Annotated in this window: 8 protein-coding genes; 3 read left to right on the top strand and 5 right to left on the bottom strand. The window is 59.1% G+C overall.

Features of this window, described 5'->3' with window-relative positions; all coding sequences use genetic code 11:
- Window positions 1-261: 261 nt before the first annotated feature.
- The 5 genes from OZX72_RS01940 to OZX72_RS01920 all read right to left on the bottom strand — a co-directional run bounded on the left by OZX72_RS01940 (window position 262) and on the right by OZX72_RS01920 (window position 7158).
- Entirely contained in the window at window positions 262-2160 is a 1899-nt protein-coding gene (locus tag OZX72_RS01940) for a cell division protein (RefSeq protein ID WP_277158773.1), read from the bottom strand.
- 138 nt (window positions 2161-2298) lie between these two features.
- On the bottom strand, window positions 2299-3012 hold the full coding sequence (locus OZX72_RS01935; RefSeq protein WP_277158772.1) for a pyroglutamyl-peptidase I: 714 nt from the start codon (window positions 3010-3012) through the stop codon (window positions 2299-2301).
- A 52-nt stretch (window positions 3013-3064) separates the two neighbouring features.
- A complete protein-coding gene (locus tag OZX72_RS01930; RefSeq protein ID WP_277158771.1) occupies window positions 3065-4285 on the bottom strand; it encodes a polyphenol oxidase family protein in 1221 nt (406 codons plus the stop codon).
- A 134-nt stretch (window positions 4286-4419) separates the two neighbouring features.
- On the bottom strand, window positions 4420-5910 hold the full coding sequence (locus tag OZX72_RS01925; RefSeq protein WP_277159331.1) for a U32 family peptidase: 1491 nt from the start codon (window positions 5908-5910) through the stop codon (window positions 4420-4422).
- A 375-nt stretch (window positions 5911-6285) separates the two neighbouring features.
- On the bottom strand, window positions 6286-7158 hold the full coding sequence (locus OZX72_RS01920; protein ID WP_277158770.1) for an aldo/keto reductase: 873 nt from the start codon (window positions 7156-7158) through the stop codon (window positions 6286-6288).
- A gap of 184 nt (window positions 7159-7342) precedes the next feature.
- On the opposite strand from OZX72_RS01920, the gene OZX72_RS01915 reads away from it, so the two are divergent.
- The 3 genes from OZX72_RS01915 to OZX72_RS01905 all read left to right on the top strand — a co-directional run bounded on the left by OZX72_RS01915 (window position 7343) and on the right by OZX72_RS01905 (window position 16645).
- The gene (locus OZX72_RS01915; protein ID WP_277158769.1) at window positions 7343-8812 is read left to right on the top strand and encodes a serine/threonine-protein kinase; all 1470 of its coding nucleotides are present in this window, start codon (window positions 7343-7345) and stop codon (window positions 8810-8812) included.
- Window positions 8813-8957: 145 nt separating this feature from the next.
- Window positions 8958-14927, top strand: a complete 5970-nt coding sequence (locus OZX72_RS01910) for an Ig-like domain-containing protein (RefSeq protein ID WP_277158768.1) — start codon at window positions 8958-8960, stop codon at window positions 14925-14927.
- An 86-nt stretch (window positions 14928-15013) separates the two neighbouring features.
- Window positions 15014-16645: an AAA family ATPase gene (locus OZX72_RS01905; protein WP_277158767.1), complete on the top strand. Its 1632-nt coding sequence runs from the start codon at window positions 15014-15016 to the stop codon at window positions 16643-16645.
- The last annotated feature ends 4 nt before the right edge of the window (window positions 16646-16649 follow it).

The raw sequence follows: 16649 nt of genomic DNA, 5'->3' as shown, positions 1-16649 counted from the left end.
TTGGTTTACTTTCCACCATATTCCATGCGCCGTATCCGACACGCAGATCGGAACCGGGAATGCCAACACGCCTCGAAATCCAGGGATATCAGTGACTATAACGATAAATATGACTACCAGCCAGAATATTCGGCTCTTATACAAGAGCTAACCTAGACCCCAAAAATACGATACGACGAGACAGCACAAAAATACGAAGTGCGCCGTGGCTTAAATTACCACGGCGCACTTCGTATTTATCCGAATCGAGCGAAGCCGAAACTAAACCTCGGCAGGACCGCCACCTGCAGGTTCGCCGCCCTCAGGGAAGATGACGTTGTCGTAATTGATATGGCTCTTATTGGTGGCCGCGAATTTCGCGTTGGCCGCAACCTTACGATTTGCAGGGGCAGCAGCCGGACTATCCTTAGCGGCCGCAGGAGCATTCTCGGCGGATGCGGCAGGAGCGGCGGGCTTGGCGTCGTTGGTCGCAGGCTTCCTGTTTTCAGTATTGTTCACCAGATTGGAGAGATGCTGCATACCATTCTCGGACTCGCCACCTTGCTGGGTGCGAGATTCTTGCGGTTTCGCCTGGGTCTGCGTGTGCTGCGCATTTTCGCCGTTTTGGCCATGATTCTGCGCGGGCTGCGAGACCGTCTTCCTAGCCGCACCACCGGCAGGCGCATAAGACGCCGGCATCTGGCCAGGTGCCGGAGCAGCCGCCGGAGCCGTTGGACGCGATGGAGCCTGAGGAGCCTGAGCGGCTACAGGAGCAGCCTGATGAGCAGTACCACCCTCAACTTCCCCGCGGCCGTCGCCTTCGTTCTTCTCATCCCGCTGCCTGTCTTCTTGTGCAGCATCATCAAGGTCGTTGGCCACAGCGTTGACCAGAGGCACGTTGACGCCAGTCTCGGCATCCTTGCCGTCGGTGAAACCGAACCCGGCGAACGCATTGGTGAACATCGAACGTAGCTCAGTAACGCGCTGGGTGATGGTCGATTCGCGTTCCTGAAGATCCTTGATGCGATCCTGAAGCCCGTCCAGCTCGCCTTGCGCGGCCTTGCGGCGTTCCTCGACGCGCGCCTCGGCATCCCGCTTGGCCTTCGTAACGATTTCTTCGGCCTTGCGGTCGGCTTCCTGACGCTTCGTAACGGTATAGTTGTCAGCCTCGTCGCGCAGGTCCTTGGCCTTGGAGACCAGACCGTCCGCTTCCTTCTTCGCGGCGGCACGGCTCTCCTCCAGCTGCTTTAAGAGGTCGTTGACCTTTGCGGTGGCCTCTTCCTGCTGCTTGGAGATGTCGGTGCGAATCTGCTCAACCTCGGCGTTGACCTGGCTGATAGTCTTGGTGCGCTGTACTTCAGCCTCGTCGGTGATGCCCTGGGCTTTCGCCTTCGCATCGTCGGTGATCTCTGTGGCCTTGCGCTGCGCTTCGGTGGTCATACGCGAAACCTGCTCACGCACGGTGGCGAGCTTCTTGTTGGCCTCGGCCAGCGCGGTCTCGATCTGGTCGCTGGCGTCGCTCTTGAGCTTGGCAACCTCGTCGTTGGCGGCCTTGCGCTGCTCAGCGACCTGCTGGGTGGTCTTGGCCTTGAGCTCGGCAATTTCGCGGTCCTGCTTGGCCTTCTCGCTGGCCATGCGCTTGTTGTGCTCCTCACGCGAGTTGGTCAGCTCGATTTCGATGGTGTCACGCTGCTCGGTGACCTTCTTCGCGGTCTCCTCGCGCAGCCTGGTGGCGTCCTGCTTGGCGGAAGTCGTGATTGACTCGGACTCGGTCTGCGCCTTGGCCAGGATGGTGGCCGCCTTGGAATTGGCCTCATCGGTGATGTGCTGGGCATCGAGCTTGGTGTTGTTAATCAACGTCTCAGCCTGGTGCTGGGCGGCGGCGCGGGTGCTTGCGGCGTCCTGCTTGGCACGGTTGATGAGCTCCGTGCTGGTCTGCTCGGCACTGGTGAGTATCTGCTGCGCGTTGGCTCCCAAAGAGGCAAATGAACTGCTCTGCGAAGCCTTCTTGGAGTTCTTCTTCTCCTCCTCGAGCTGGGCACGCAGTTGCAAAATCGTCTGGTCACTGGAATCGACCTGCGAACGCATGCGGTCGAGCGTCTGCTGCAGGGCAGCCAGCTCCTGATCCACCTGCTCCTTGTTATACCCGCGCAATTCTGTCGTGAAGCGGTCATCCGACATGGTGATTCCTTTCGCTTTGCGACTCCTGTCGCAGTTTTTGAAAGCTGATAAATACTAATGGCTTATTGTAGTATATTTTAGGAAAATTTCTGTCCAAATGCATCTAATCCACACAGACACCACGCGATTCGGCGTTTGTCAGGCAATAAGAATATTGGACGACGTCGGTTCGAGGAAATAACGAGCGGTCTGTCTGACCACCACACGGCACGCCTCGACCTGCTGCTCCAGCGTCAAACCATGCTGCGGATGCGGTTCCTCGTTGATGATCGGCAGGCTGACGAAGCCAGAAAGCACCTTGTGCTGCGAGGCAGTCCATTTCATCAGGTTGTAGAAAAGCGAGTTGCAGACGAACGTACCGGCATCAGAACTCAGCGCGGAGGGAATCTCCTCAGCCGCGAAATCATCCAGAATGGAACGCAACGGCAGGCGCGTCCAAAATGCCGCCGGTCCGTTCGAAGCAATCGGTTTGCGCGACGCTTCGTCGGCAGGGTCGGCGGGCAGGCCGGTCTTCTCGCCCAAAATCGTGGTGCGTGCCGTGTCGATGATGTTGTTGGCGCAGCGTTCCAAGAGAATCCCGCGCGAGGCGGCCTTGAGACCGGTGGCGATGACGATGTCGGGGTGCATCGCCTCCAGCGTCTCCTTGAGTTGCGGCCAGCATTCATTGACGTCCACCGGCAAATCGACGGCGTTGATTGAGATATCCACGTCACGTAATACATCATCGCTTTCCAGCGCTGATACATCACCGAGTCCTTGGTCGACCAGCGCGTGCGGCACCACGTGCGAAGGGTTGTTTTCGATGCCTTCGTAAGGGTCGAAACCGGAGATGACAACGTTCAAGTGTTCCATGGTTCCAAGTTTAGCGCGGAGTATGGTGCTAAAAATTGCAACAGGAGGTTTTCTATTCGCGTACGATGAGCGCGAGCAGTCGGCCTTCGTGTGCCTTGCGAGCCAGCGACGCCCGGCGATGCGAGTACCAGAGCGGGTTTTCGAGCGTGCACAGGCTATGGCGCACCTCGCCGATACGTTCGGCCAGATCGGGGCTGCCTTCGCCGTCGGCGGCACACAGCGCGGCGAGTTCCGCGTCTTGGTCGAGATATTGCGTCGCGGCGGAAACACGCGGTGTGGAGCTGATGACGTTGTCGCGCGGGATTCCTGCTTTGGCCAGCTCAGCAAGTGCGGCTTTGGCGATGTCGATGCCGGGGCCGCCGAAGCGGGTCAGGGTGAAGGTTCCGGGGAATTGTGCGTCGAATTCGTCGGCGATTTCGTCGCCCACTTCGTAGCAATCGCCGCAAATGCACGGGCCGAGCGTAGCCACGATGCGTTCTGGCTTCGCACCTTTGGTCACCATCAGTTCGACGGCAGCACCGATGACCCCACGCTGCAAACCCTTACGTCCGCAGTGCGCTGCACCAATGACACCGGCTTGCGGGTCGGCCAGCAACACCGGCAGACAGTCGGCGGCGAACATCCCTAGAGCCACGCCGGTTTTCGCGGTGACCTCAGCGTCCGCTTCTAATCTCGGGTAGGTTGTCGCCCGGTTCGCGACTTTCGGCGTTCCTACGGAAGAATTTTCATTATTTTTTACGTTATTAGGTTCGAGTATTTCGGCGCGTGTTTCGGTTTCGCTGATTTCGGCCCCATTATCCGTGTCGATTTCCTCGATATTGCGTTCCACTACAATTTCATCGGCGTCATCGGCATTCGCTTTATCGTCGCCGTCACCATCGCCTTCACCGGAACTGATGATCGTGCCGGAAAAATCGCAGCCATACGGCGCGTTACGCTCGAAGAATTCGTCGACATCGACGGCACGGCCGGAATGAACCTGTGCCACCAACGAAAGCGGCGCACCCACGGCCTTGGCCAACGCGACGCGGTTGGCCTCCACGGCGGCAGGTCTATCCCCCGATTTGCCGCCAAGATTGAGGTCTCCCCAATCGCCGGTGCTCACGCCGCCAAGCCGCGTGGTGTAGACGACCTTGATGCCGGGTGCCAAGTCAATCGGAATCGTGACGGGAATAGGATTGCCCGCCGAGTCAGTCGGCGCGATGGCGTTGCTGTCGAGGATGGTGTCATCGTACTGCCCGTTTTCGGCGGTTTGGTTCATGGAATTGCTCATAGCCCCAACTCTACCGAGTACCTGAGTCGTTTCATCCTGTCGATAGCTCAACCGGCGTAGGGTAGCTACGGCTTGCGCATATCACAAATCGGCAACGGCAATTACCCCTTTGGCCATTGCGCTGACCATCAAGACTATTCAGCCTTGAGCGTGCGTTGCTTTGCGTGAGAACGGATCATCGAATGCTCAGACACAGCAAACGGCAACGGCATCGAGAAGACATGCGCCGGATTGTTGATTTCCTCGACACTCTGTCCGTCGACGTCTTCCATTCCTCCAACGGCGACCGTGTAGTCAACGGGTTCGCGCCCGGGAATCAGGAATTCGATGAGCTGCCCGGGCTCGATTTTGTTACGACTCATCAGCGTCAAACGTTGCGTCGCCTCGTCGTAACCGATGACCTCGCCGACCACGAGCCAGTCGCGGAAGTACCCACCGCGGTCCGTGTTCTGCCCGGCTTTGTGCTCCGGATAGTAGAAACCAGTGGAATAGTCGCGGTGCGAAACTTTGTAGGGTTCGTCTTTCAGCCATTGCGGCAGTTCGACGTGCTTGGGTTCGGCGTAACCCTGCGCTTTCGTGGCCGTCTCCCCCACCAAAGCGGGCACGGTCGCGGAAATCGTCGTCTTGGCCGCGGCTTCGGCACCGGCGCTTTGCACACCGTGGAAACCGATGGAACCGTTAGATTCAAGCTGACCGACCGCTTTGGTCACGCGCACGACGTCGGAACGGCGCACCATATCATGGAACGGCTTGATCTTGTTGCCGTCCTTGCCTTCAAAACCGCGTTGCACCATATATTCATTGACCGCGCATTTGTAGGCGTTAGCCATCGACGCAACGTAATATGCGCTTTTGGCGCGGCCCTCGATCTTGAGGCTGGTGGCGCCGGCGTCGATCATGTCGTCGAGATGGTCAAGCATGCACATGTCCTGTGAATTGAACAGGAATGTGCCTTCGTCGTTCTCCTCGACCGGGAAGAACTGGCCAGGGCGCTTCTCCTCGACGACGTGGTACTTCCAGCGGCAGGGTTGCGAACATTCGCCGTGGTTGGCGTCGCGCCCGTTCATGTAGTTGGAGATGAGGCAGCGACCGGAAAACGCCATGCACATCGAGCCATGCACGAAGCACTCGATATCCATGTCTTCCGGGATGTTGGCGCGAATGTCACGAATAGCCTGCAAATCGAGCTCTCGGGCGAGCACCACACGTCGCGCACCCAGCTCGTAGAGTGCGTTGGCGGCCAGATAGTTGGTGACACCCGCCTGCGTGGAGACGTGCAGCTCAAGCTGCGGAGCTATGGAATGCGCGGCCATCATCACGCCGATGTCGGTGACGATCAGCGCGTCGATACCGGTCTGGGCGAGGCGGGCAATATAAGTCTTGATGTCCTCGACCTCATTGTTGTGTGGCAGCACATTGCACGTCACATAAACACGCGCCCCGCGCTCATGGGCATATTCCGCCCCAGCCTTGAGGTCGTCCATCGAAAGGTTCTTCGGCGCCGAGCGCATGCCGAATTCCTTGCCGCCGCAGTAGACAGCGTCCGCACCGAAGTCGATGGCCGTCTTCAGACCACGCAAGTTGCCCGCCGGAGCCAGTACTTCGGGCTTCCTCCGCCGTACCATTGTTGTCTGAATCAGCTTGTTTTCGTTGTTTTCAGCCATTATTTCACCCTTGCTGTTCTCGTCCTCGCCCAATTGCTCCGTTCCAGTCTAAACCGACGCGGCCACGGTAACTCGCGGTATAACGCCACAGCCCAACACATCGCAGCACACCTTGAACGTGTGAATACGACTTTTCCCGCACTAACCGGGTCTATTGTGCGGGAAACAACGCATTCCTAACTTATTTTTGCGACTTTTCCCGCACAAATGTGTGTGGAGTGCGGGAAACAACGCATTGAGAAGTCGCCAATGCTGCGGCGGCAAATAGAAAGGTGCAATTGCGACTTTTCATCACATTCCACCTTCTCCATTAGCTGCAAGAACAGTTCGACGGTTTCAGGCGTTGAGTGTGGCGAGCTCCTCGTCGGTGAGCTCGAGGTCGCCGGCCTTGAGGCTGTCAAGAATGGTCTCGGGGCGATGGGCTCCGGGAATAACGAAGACATGTTTGCCCAAGCTCAGTTCCCAGGCGAGTACAACCTGCTGGTGGCTCACCCCATGGGCCTGGCCAACCTCGCGGAACGGGTCGTATTTGCTCTCGTCCTTGGCCTTGCGATAGCCTCCGAGCGGGCTCCAACAGACGAACGCCAAGCCCAGCTTCTCGCAGTATTCGAGCGTATCCTGCGTGGAGCGGTAGGTCGGCGAGAACTGATTCTGCACGGCGATGAGTTTGTCGCCCAAAATGCCACGGGCGATGTCGATCTGCTCGACAGAAGCGTTGGAAATGCCGGCTTCCTTGGCCACGCCTTCGTCCAGCAGCTGTTTGATGGCCTCAATGGATTCGTTATAAGGAACGGACGGGTCGGGACGATGGAAATAGAGCAGGTCGATGGTGTCGACGCCGAGCGCGAGCGCCGACTGCTTGCCGGCCTCAATCAGGTGCTCGGGCTGACCGTTGACGCCCCAGGTCGGGGTTGTGCCGTCGTCGGCGAAGTTGCGGAAGTGACCAATTTTGGTGGCGACGGTGACTTCGTCCTTCGGTCCGTCCCAGCTTTCCATGGCGCGACGGACTAGCTTTTCGCCGGTCTGTTCTTCGCCACCGGAGCAGTAATAGGACCAGGCCGTGTCGATGTGGCGGCAGCCAGCGTCGAGCGCGGCGTGAATGGTCTCGACGCCCTTGGCCTCGCCGAAATTGTTCTCGATGGTCAGCGGCATCTCGCCCAAACCAATGGCGGTGGTGTCGAACGGACCCAAGTTACGATGTAATACCATGTTGCTCCTTTGTCTGGCAATGCAATAAACCTATGGTTCCAGCCTACGTAGCCAAGCGGATTTTCCTTTCCCGCCCCCACCAGCCAGTGCCAAACCATACGATAAGTTATCAAAACGTATAAAGTTCGATACACAAGGTAAAATGCAACCAGTTTCTTTTGGGAGATGAGGAGAAAGGGTCGCGATGGCGCCGACGATACCCGATTGTGATTTCATCCGCGAGCTGGGAGCCGGCTCGACGGCCGACGTGTACCTCTACCGCCAACACAACCTCAACCGCGAAGTCGCCGTCAAAGTGGGCAAATCGAGGCAGGACCGCACTTTCGACGAGGCTTTCGAAAAAGAAGCCAAGATCATGGCCCAGCTTTCGGCGCACCCTTATATCGTCTCCATTTACGGGTCCGGGCTCACCAATGAGACCCGCCTGCCCTACCTTGTACTCGAATACGCTCCGCATGGCTCCTACAAGGAGATCATGCACAGCCGCAGGCTCAGTGTCTCCGAAGTGCTCGACCTCGGGGTGAAGCTCAGCGGAGCCCTGCAGACCGCGCACCGCCACGGCATCATCCACCGCGACATCAAACCGGCCAATATTCTGGTGACTTCCGCCAACCAGCCTGCGCTTTCCGATTTCGGCATTTCGACCAGCATCTACGAAGCCAAATCGCGCACTGGTTTCTCCGTGCCGTGGGCTCCGCCGGAAGTGCTGACCGGCAAGGGTGGCGGTACTGAAACCTCCGACATCTATTCGTTGGCGGCCACGCTTTACGGGCTTTTGGCAGGCAAATCGCCCTACGAATACGTTTTCCACCCGCATACACAGAACGAGCTGGCGCGGCATATCGTCGCCGACCCGTTGCCGAAGAACGCTATCCCTGACGTACCCAAAGAGGTTGAACAGATTCTTCTGAAGGCCATGGACAAGGACCCGGACGCCCGTTACCTTTCGGCGCAACAGTTCGGCCGGGCCTTGCAGCAAGCGCAGGAAGAGTGCGGACTCAACATGACGCCGTTCGTGGCGGAGGACTGCGACGAATTTCCGCCGCACCATTCGATGCCACAGTCAAGCAAAGGACGTTTCGGCGCGAAAGTGGCCATGCCGGAGCGCAAGCACTCCAAGAAGCCGCTGGTCATCGCGATCGCCGCGCTGGCTGCGGTGGCCATCGTCATATCCACTTTCGTTTTCGTCGTGATGCCCCGAATGGACAGTCGCAAATCGGACGATCGCACGCAGATCAACACCATGCAGACGCCGCATAACGGAGGCACCGATTCCGGTAATACAAACTCCAACTCCGCCAAGAACGGTTCGAAAGGTCGCAACGGGCAGAAGGCCGCCCCGAAGGACGACATCACCAGCGAGGACGCAGGAGCGGCAGTACCTCAAGCCACGAATCTCAAGGGGACTTCCGACGGACAGAATGTGACGTTCACTTGGAGCAACCCAGCTCCGAAGGCCGGCGATACCTACGCTTGGGCGGAAGTCCAGGACGGTTCGGAGGCGCCCGGCAGCCAGACCTCAATCGTCAAAGAACCGAAAGTCAGTCTCATTGTGAATAACGATAAACCACAGACCTGCATTCAGGTTAGTATTGTAAGAGTTGACGGACATATGTCTGCCACTCCCGCAATGGCCTGTGTAGTAACGAAGTAGTAAAGCAGTAAAAGCAGCGATGAACGTAGCAGTAAAAAGCAACGCTCAAACGATTGAAGCTGTGCAAACGCTGGCAAGTCATTGGACAATCGGCAGGAATTTTGGGTGAGCCCGCCGGGTTAACGGAAAAAGAAGGAAGCAGCTGATGAAGGCATCGCGTAAACCGCAGGGTGAGCATAGCATTCGTCTTGCCTTGAGACGCCTGAATTCGCAAACCAACCGCCGGTGGCTGACGCCGGTGCTCGTGCTGCTTCTGCTGCTGGGCATCGTGGCCGGGGCCATCATTATCAATACCTTGACGCGCACACACGTCCACCTCGACGACGGCACAGTATGGGTCACCTCGCTTAAAGACCGAAAAGCCGCACGTTTCAACGTCAAGCTCCAGCAGGCCAACGGCGCCGTGGCACCCACCACTCCCACTTTCGACGTCAGCCAGCACGATGACGACGTGATCCTTTCCGACGGAGCCAAGGCACAGGGCATCGTCGCCTCAAACCTCGGCATCCATGGCAAGGCCGATCTCAAAAATTCCACTTCGACGTTCATCGGCGGAGCCACCGCAGCTTTTTTGAACCACAAAACCGGCAACGTGTGGGTCGGCGATTCAAGCAACATCGATTCCATAGCGCCCAAGACTTCCACCCCTCAGATGCAGCTTGGAGCGCATGGGCTTCTCGCCGTCGACCGCAACGGAGCGGTTTACGGCTACCGGCCGGCGGACGGTGCGGTAATCAAGATGGACAGTGCACACAGCGCTGCGAAAACGCTCAAATCCATCACCGACGGCAAAGAGACCAACGCCGACAGCTTCACCGTCATCGGCAATCGACCCGTCATCGCCGCCAAACAGGAAATCATGTGGCAGGGCGGCAGCGCGCAGATCGACTCGCGCGGACCGGTGAGCCTGCAGGCCCCGGCCGTTGACGATGCGCAAGGCGATTGGGTGGCCGCGAGCGCACGCAACGGCATCTTCACCGTCGATTTCAAGCACAGCAACAAAACCGCCGCATTCATGAACAAGGGCACGGCCGAAGCCGCACAGCCTGTCTCGAATAAAGGCTGTGTCTATGCAGCTTGGTCGCAGCAGGCGCACAACTATATCCGGCTTTGCTCCGCCGACGGCGCCGCGAGCCCGGACCAGGCCAAAGGCGACACCACCCAGGCGCAATGGCAGAGCCTGCAATCCATCTCGCCGACCTCACAGCTCGTCTTCCGCACCAACCACCGCCTCGTCGTCTTGAACGACATCACCAACGGCAACGTGTGGAACCCGGATCAGTCCAACAAGGTCATCAAAATCCAGTGGCGTCAGATCGAAACAAAGAAAACCACCAACCAGCAGAAGAACTCCGACTCGGCTAACAACCAGACGCAGTTCAAACCCACCTGTTCCACCAAATCCGGCGAAATCAAGGCCGAGGACGATAATTTCGGTGCGCGCGTGGGCGGCCAGGAAATCCTTGACGTGCTACGAAACGACGAACAGACCGACTGCTCGGTGTTGCACATCACCAAGGTCGGGCCCGTTTCCGGCACCGGCATCACCGTAGCTCCGATCTATTCCGGGCGTTATCTGCAGCTCGACGCCTCAGGCGCCAGCGCGGGCAAGGCTAGCTTCACTTACGAAATCAACGACGGACGTGGGCAATCCAGCTCCGCGACGGTCAATCTCAACATCACCGGCGGTACCGTCAACCAGCCCCCGGCCCAGACCGACACTCCGCCCGAATATGACGTGGAGCAGGGAGCTACCTTCACCGTCAACGCGCTGGGCAGCTTCACCGACCCGGAGGGCGACCCGATGACGCTCGTCTCCGCCGTGGCGCAAAACAATGACCAAGTGGCCATCTCAACCCGCGCCGACGGCCAGCTCGTCTTCAACACCGGCTCGTTGACCGGGGGCCGCGTGGGCGTGGAAGTCACCGTCTCCGACGGCATGCACACCGGCATGGGGCTCATCTATTTCTCCGTACGCCCGGCGAACACGCTGCCGGCGCTGATCGACCCAGTGACCAAGAACACCACGCCCGACACCTCCACCACCGTGGAACTCAAGCAATACGTGCACGGTACCAGCGCCCAGCCACCCGTGCTTTCCGCCGTCAACACTCCAAGCGGCACCACTACGTCGACCAATTCCGCTGACCTTTCCTTCACATTCAAGGCCAGCAACCCCGGTACATATTACGTTCCGTATACCATCACGCAAGGCAGCGTGGAAGCTCAAGGGCTGGCACGATTGGAAGTGCAGCCAGTGGCCGGAGAAGCGGCCAAGCCGGTGGCCGCCAACGACGTGGCACTGCTGGGAGCAGACCGCACCGCCATCGTCGAACCGCTCAACAACGACACCGACCCGATGGGCGGCGTGCTTTCGGTGACCTCCGTCAACGTCGACCCGAAACTGGGAATCAAAACCGGTCTTGTGGCGCACAAACGCGTCTATATGACCGCCCGACAGATTCCCACCAAGCCCGTCAAACTCACGTATACCGTGGCCAACGCGGCAGGCTCCACCCGCGGCACCATCGTGCTTCAACCGCCGGCCCTGACTACCGCCAACGCGGCACCGAAAGCCGCCAATGTCAACGCCAACGTGCGTACGGGCGGTATCGTCAGCGTCGACGTAATCGACCACGTCTCCCACGCCGACGGCACCACGGTGAAACTGCAGAACACCTTGCAGTTCAGCAAGAAGACCTTCAAGGGCCTCGTCTTCGTCTCTGGCGACGATGTGCGTTATCAGGCCTCGAACACCCCAGGTGTCTACCCGGTGACCTACACCGTGCGCGACAACCTCGGCAACGCGGCCTCCGGCATCATCACCATCACCGTGCACGCCAAGGACGCGAACAACAAGCCCGCCCCCACCCCGCAGGACACGCAGGCGCAGGTCGCGGCCGGGCAGAAGGTGCGTATACCGATCACCCTGACCGGTATCGACACCGACGGCGACGACGACACGCTGCTCGGCCTTGGCGACAAGTCTCCGAAGATGGGACGTATCGACGAGGTCGGCGCGAACTATATGGTTTACGAGGCCTATAGCGATTCATCAGGAACCGATACTTTCTCCTACGCCGTAGAAGACTGGACCGGCCAGCGAGCGCAAGCACAGATTCGCGTGGGCGTCTATAAAGGTACCTCCGATTCCGGCGTGTACGCGCGTGACGACCAGGTGACCCTACGGCCCAGCACCGCCGCCAACGTGCCCGTGACCCAGAACGACATCTCCGGCGACAACACCGACCTCAAGGTCGACAAGAACCTTATGATGCAAGGCATCACCGGAGCCAATGTGGCCGACAACATGATTTCGTTCAAGACCCCGGCTCAGGCAGGAACGTCATACATCGTCTACACCGTCAAAGACAAGGCAGGGCTTTCCGACACAGCCACGTTGACCGTGACCACCGACCCGAACGCGCCCATCGAGCCTCCAACGGCCTACGATTACCGGGTGCCTTCCGCCGCGACGCTCGATAAGAAATCCGTGGACGTCGATCTTTCACAATGGATCGCGAACCCCTCCGGCACCGCCGATGAACTCAAGGTCGGCATCGACCCGACGGCCAGCGACCATGCACACGTCAAGGGCGGAGCGAAATCCACCACAGTAGCCGTCGACCTCACCAATGAAGCGCGCAGTGTGCCTTACACGGTGACCAACACCACCTATCACATCACCTCCACGGCTTTCGTGCAGGTGCCGCAATACGGCGTCTTCCCACCGACTCTGCGACCGAAAGCACCCCCGATCAGGGTGAACGCGAAACGCAGCGTCAACATCAATCTCGCCGACTACGTGCGCGTCGGCCCAGGCAAAACCCCGTACGTCGACAAGAATTCGATCAGCGCCACCAAGAGCGATAATTCCGACTATTACGTCAACGACCAGACCATGAAATTCACCGCGCCGAAGGATTACGCAGGACCGGCTTCCATCACTTTCACGGTCTCCGACGGCAAACGCGACGACAACAGCAAGGACAAGAACGGCTCGAAGCAGGCCAAAATCATCAATTCGTCCGTGTTGACTCTGCCCATCACCGTCATCGGACGTAACGTGCCGCCGCCCACCTTCTCGTCCTCCACCATCAGCGTGGCGGCCGGTGAGGACGCCAAGACCATAGACCTGACGGCCCTGACCCACGCCCCGAGCGGCCTGGATGACGACGAAACTGACTATAGCTATTCCGGCGGGGAAGCCTCCGGTTCCATCGAATCGCATCTGACCAGCGGCGGCAAGCTTACGTTGAAAGCACCGACTGACGCCGCCGTCGGGTCGATGTCGAGCATTCCCATCACCATCAAATACTCGAACGGCACCGTTTCGGCTGGGCTTACGGCGCAGGTGGTGCAATCCACGCGTCCGCTCGCCCAGATTTCCGGAGTCAACAAACGGATGAACGCCGGCGACGACACCACCGTCGACATCCTCAACGGAGCGTTCAACCCGTTCCCGAACTCGTCGCTGACTGTGGTGAGCTGCCAGGCCGACGATACCGCGAAGCTCAGGGTCGACTGCGGCTCGAAGGGATCCATCGGCATTCACGCGGCCGCCGACATCGGGGCATCGTCGAACACGATCGTTGTCAACGTGCAGGACGCCACCCATACCAAGGAGCGTGAGGTCAGCGCCACCATCACCATCTCGATCATCGACAAACCGGCACCGCCGCTACTCTCGCCGGTGGCCGGCCAACCCGCCGACAGTGCGGTGAACCTCAGCTGGACGCCCGGAACGGCCAACGGCAGCCCCATCAGCGACTACGAAGTGGACTATAACGGCAACGCCAAATCCTGCGGCGCAGTGACCACCTGCAATATCACAGGCCTGACCAACGGCAAGAACTACAGCTTCAGCGTCAAGGCCAAGAACGAGGCCGGCTGGTCGAAGCCCTCGAACAGCGTGGACGCCATGCCCGACAAGGTGCCCGACGCACCCAGCGGCATCAATGTGAAAGGCGGCTACCATACCATTATCGTCTCGTGGGATCCGGCTTCCTATGTGGGTACCAAGCCAGACCAATACACCGTGGCCCTGAACGGGGCTGCCGGCACCAAAATCGTCGACGGCTCAGCCACAAGCTGCAGCTTCGACATCGGTGATGGCTCCATCAACGACGGCATGAATGTCACTGCGACGGTACGCGGCCACAACCGCGCCGGCGACGGCCTTGTCGGCACATCGTCGAATGCGGACGGGCCCTGGGGCGACATCGGACCAACGATGCAAGCCGCGCAAAACGACAGTAATCCCAAGCAAATCGACGTCTCCATAACGCTGGGGAACATGCATAATGCGGGATGCAGCAGCATCAACGTCAATGGCCAATCCGTGTCGTGTTCCTCGCCTAGGACGAGCGTTGCTGTTCCCGGTGATGCCCTCAACCAGCCATTCACCGTCACAGCCGTCGTAACACCGCGAAAAAGCGGCCCTGACCCAAAGACGTTGACCGCCACGTTGACCCCGAGTTATAAGCCGGCACCACCAGCCAATGTGAAGTTGAACCGTGACGGCAAAAAATGTACGCTCACCTGGGACGCCAACGGGGATCACACCGGATTCAAGATCGGCAATACGGCAGCAACCAGTCCACATGACTATTACCTCACCACCCCATGGACGAACTGCGGCAGCCTGTCTGTCAAACAGACCTTGAACGGAGTCGATAGCGACGAAGCCGGCGCGAGCAATAACGACCCCTGGAAAAAACCGGCTGACGTAAGCAACATCACTGTCACTTGGATCGATCATAACCACATCAACCTCAGTCCGCCTCCCGACATATACGCTCAGACCGGCGCAGTGATCGAGTTCATCCTCTACGAGGGGAGCACACCGACAAGCTTCACTCTGACGCCAAACGAGACGAACGTTGATGTCAGCAACTTCCCCAGCTCCAGTACTCCTGATTTCTGGGAAATCAAGGTCAGCAGCGCAAGCGAACCCGAACTCAACGCCGACACCGGCGAGAAGCCATTCGGTACAGCGGTCCGTCCAGACGTCACTTCCGAGTCACTGACGCCCCGCGTGTTCGCCCAGACGCTCACGTTGGACGACTATGTGCGTGCCGCGGACCAACATACGTTCCAGTCACCAAGGTCGTAAGCAATGAAGTCATACAGATTGTTTCGCAAACCGACAAACCAATACCTCATCAAGAACAGCCGCAAAGCCATCACAAAGGAGAATCGATGAGCAACAATCCAGAAAAACCCAACGATGAGACGCAAATCTCGGATGCCACGCATCTTTCTGAAGCCGCCCATCTCCCGCAATTCAGCGCCGGCGACGATACGACCAATGGCGGCAACAGCACGTTCCCCTCGCTGCCGAAACGTTCGAGGGAACCCCGGCACACGGCCACCGATCCGAGCGACGACAGCACCGTACTTGGATCCATTAGCCACGGCATCAGCGAGGATGAGGCTATCTCCGAAGAGACCGTGCTGAGCACTTCGATGCCCGGCAGCGGCAACGATGCCCCGGTCATTCCTACTGAAAATTTTGCGGATGCGGGGCTGGACGCGCAAACCGGCGGAAGCTATGTCGCTTCTCCGGCCACGTCTGTCGAGATTCCCGACGATGCTTACACGGGGACTTCTTCCAGCGCTTCTGCAGCTACTCTCGCGGCCACTTCCGTGACGTCTCCTTCCCCTATTACCCCTGCCGCAACCGCAAATCTGACTCCTGTCACTGGCAATACCACAAACCCGACGGCAAGTAGCTACCAGTCGCCGTCCTCGATGTCATACACTTCCTCAGCCGGCAGCTTCCAGTCGCAGGTCTCCTCCAACGCTTCCGCCAACCCGGATTCGCTCTCGGCCCCGTACGCCGCAGCCACGCCGGCCTCGAGCATCATTACACCGCCCAAGGATTCCATTCTTGAGTTCAAGCGTTCCTTCGACGCTCTGGTCGACAACATCGGCAAGGTTGTGGTCGGCAAGCCCGAACCGATCAAGCTGTGCGTCACGGCGCTGATGGTCGGCGGCCATGTACTGCTGGAAGACAACCCCGGCACCGGTAAAACACAGCTGGCGCGAGGCTTGGCCAATTCCATCGCCACCTCGTTCAAGCGTATCCAGTTCACTCCCGATCTGCTCCCCAGCGACGTGGTCGGCGTGACCTTCTACGACCAGAAATCCGGCGAATTCGAGTTCCGCCAAGGCCCGATCTTCGCCTCCATCGTGCTGGCCGACGAAATCAACCGCGCTTCGCCGAAGACCCAGTCCGCACTGCTGGAAGTCATGGAAGAGCAGAAGACGACCGTCGACGGCAAGACCTATCCGATGCCGCAACCGTTCATCGTCATCGCCACCCAGAACCCGCTGGAACAGCTTGGCACCTACAAGCTGCCTGAGGCCCAGATGGACCGCTTCCTCATCAAGACTTCCGTGGGCGCGCCCGGCCACGACGTGTCGATCGGTATCTTGAAGGACATCGACATCACCGACCGCGCCGACACCGTTTCCGCCGTTTTGAGCGGCGACGACATCATCAGGCTGCGCAAGACGGCCAAGGACGTGCGCGTCGATGACCGCATCCTCGAATATATCGAACGTCTTGTCGAGGCCACCAGGCTGAGCGAGAAGCTTCGCGTGGGCTCCTCCATGCGTGGCGCTTTGGCTCTCACCCGTTGCGCCCGAATCTGGGCCGCGGCCGACGCACGCGACTATGTGCTCCCCGACGACGTACAGGACCTCGCCGTGCCGGTGCTCGCCCACCGTATCATTCTGAACGCCGAAACCGCGTTCAAGGGCGAAACCGCCGAACAGGTCGTCGCGCAAATCGTCGAATCCGTCCCAGCCCCTGCCATGGGAGTCTGAAAGC

Source organism: Bifidobacterium sp. ESL0769, from assembly GCF_029395495.1.
In the GTDB taxonomy this organism is placed as follows: Bacteria; Actinomycetota; Actinomycetes; order Actinomycetales; family Bifidobacteriaceae; genus Bifidobacterium.
This window is presented reverse-complemented; position numbering and strand designations above follow the sequence as displayed.

Bases quoted from the DNA above. Each gene is read 5' to 3' on its own strand.
- OZX72_RS01940 (WP_277158773.1), bottom strand. From the start codon at position 2,160: ATGTCGGATGACCGCTTCACGACAGAATTGCGCGGGTATAACAAGGAG.
- OZX72_RS01935 (WP_277158772.1), bottom strand. From the start codon at position 3,012: ATGGAACACTTGAACGTTGTCATCTCCGGTTTCGACCCTTACGAAGGC.
- OZX72_RS01930 (WP_277158771.1), bottom strand. From the start codon at position 4,285: ATGAGCAATTCCATGAACCAAACCGCCGAAAACGGGCAGTACGATGAC.
- OZX72_RS01925 (WP_277159331.1), bottom strand. From the start codon at position 5,910: ATGGTACGGCGGAGGAAGCCCGAAGTACTGGCTCCGGCGGGCAACTTG.
- OZX72_RS01920 (WP_277158770.1), bottom strand. From the start codon at position 7,158: ATGGTATTACATCGTAACTTGGGTCCGTTCGACACCACCGCCATTGGT.
- OZX72_RS01915 (WP_277158769.1), top strand. From the start codon at position 7,343: ATGGCGCCGACGATACCCGATTGTGATTTCATCCGCGAGCTGGGAGCC.
- OZX72_RS01910 (WP_277158768.1), top strand. From the start codon at position 8,958: ATGAAGGCATCGCGTAAACCGCAGGGTGAGCATAGCATTCGTCTTGCC.
- OZX72_RS01905 (WP_277158767.1), top strand. From the start codon at position 15,014: ATGAGCAACAATCCAGAAAAACCCAACGATGAGACGCAAATCTCGGAT.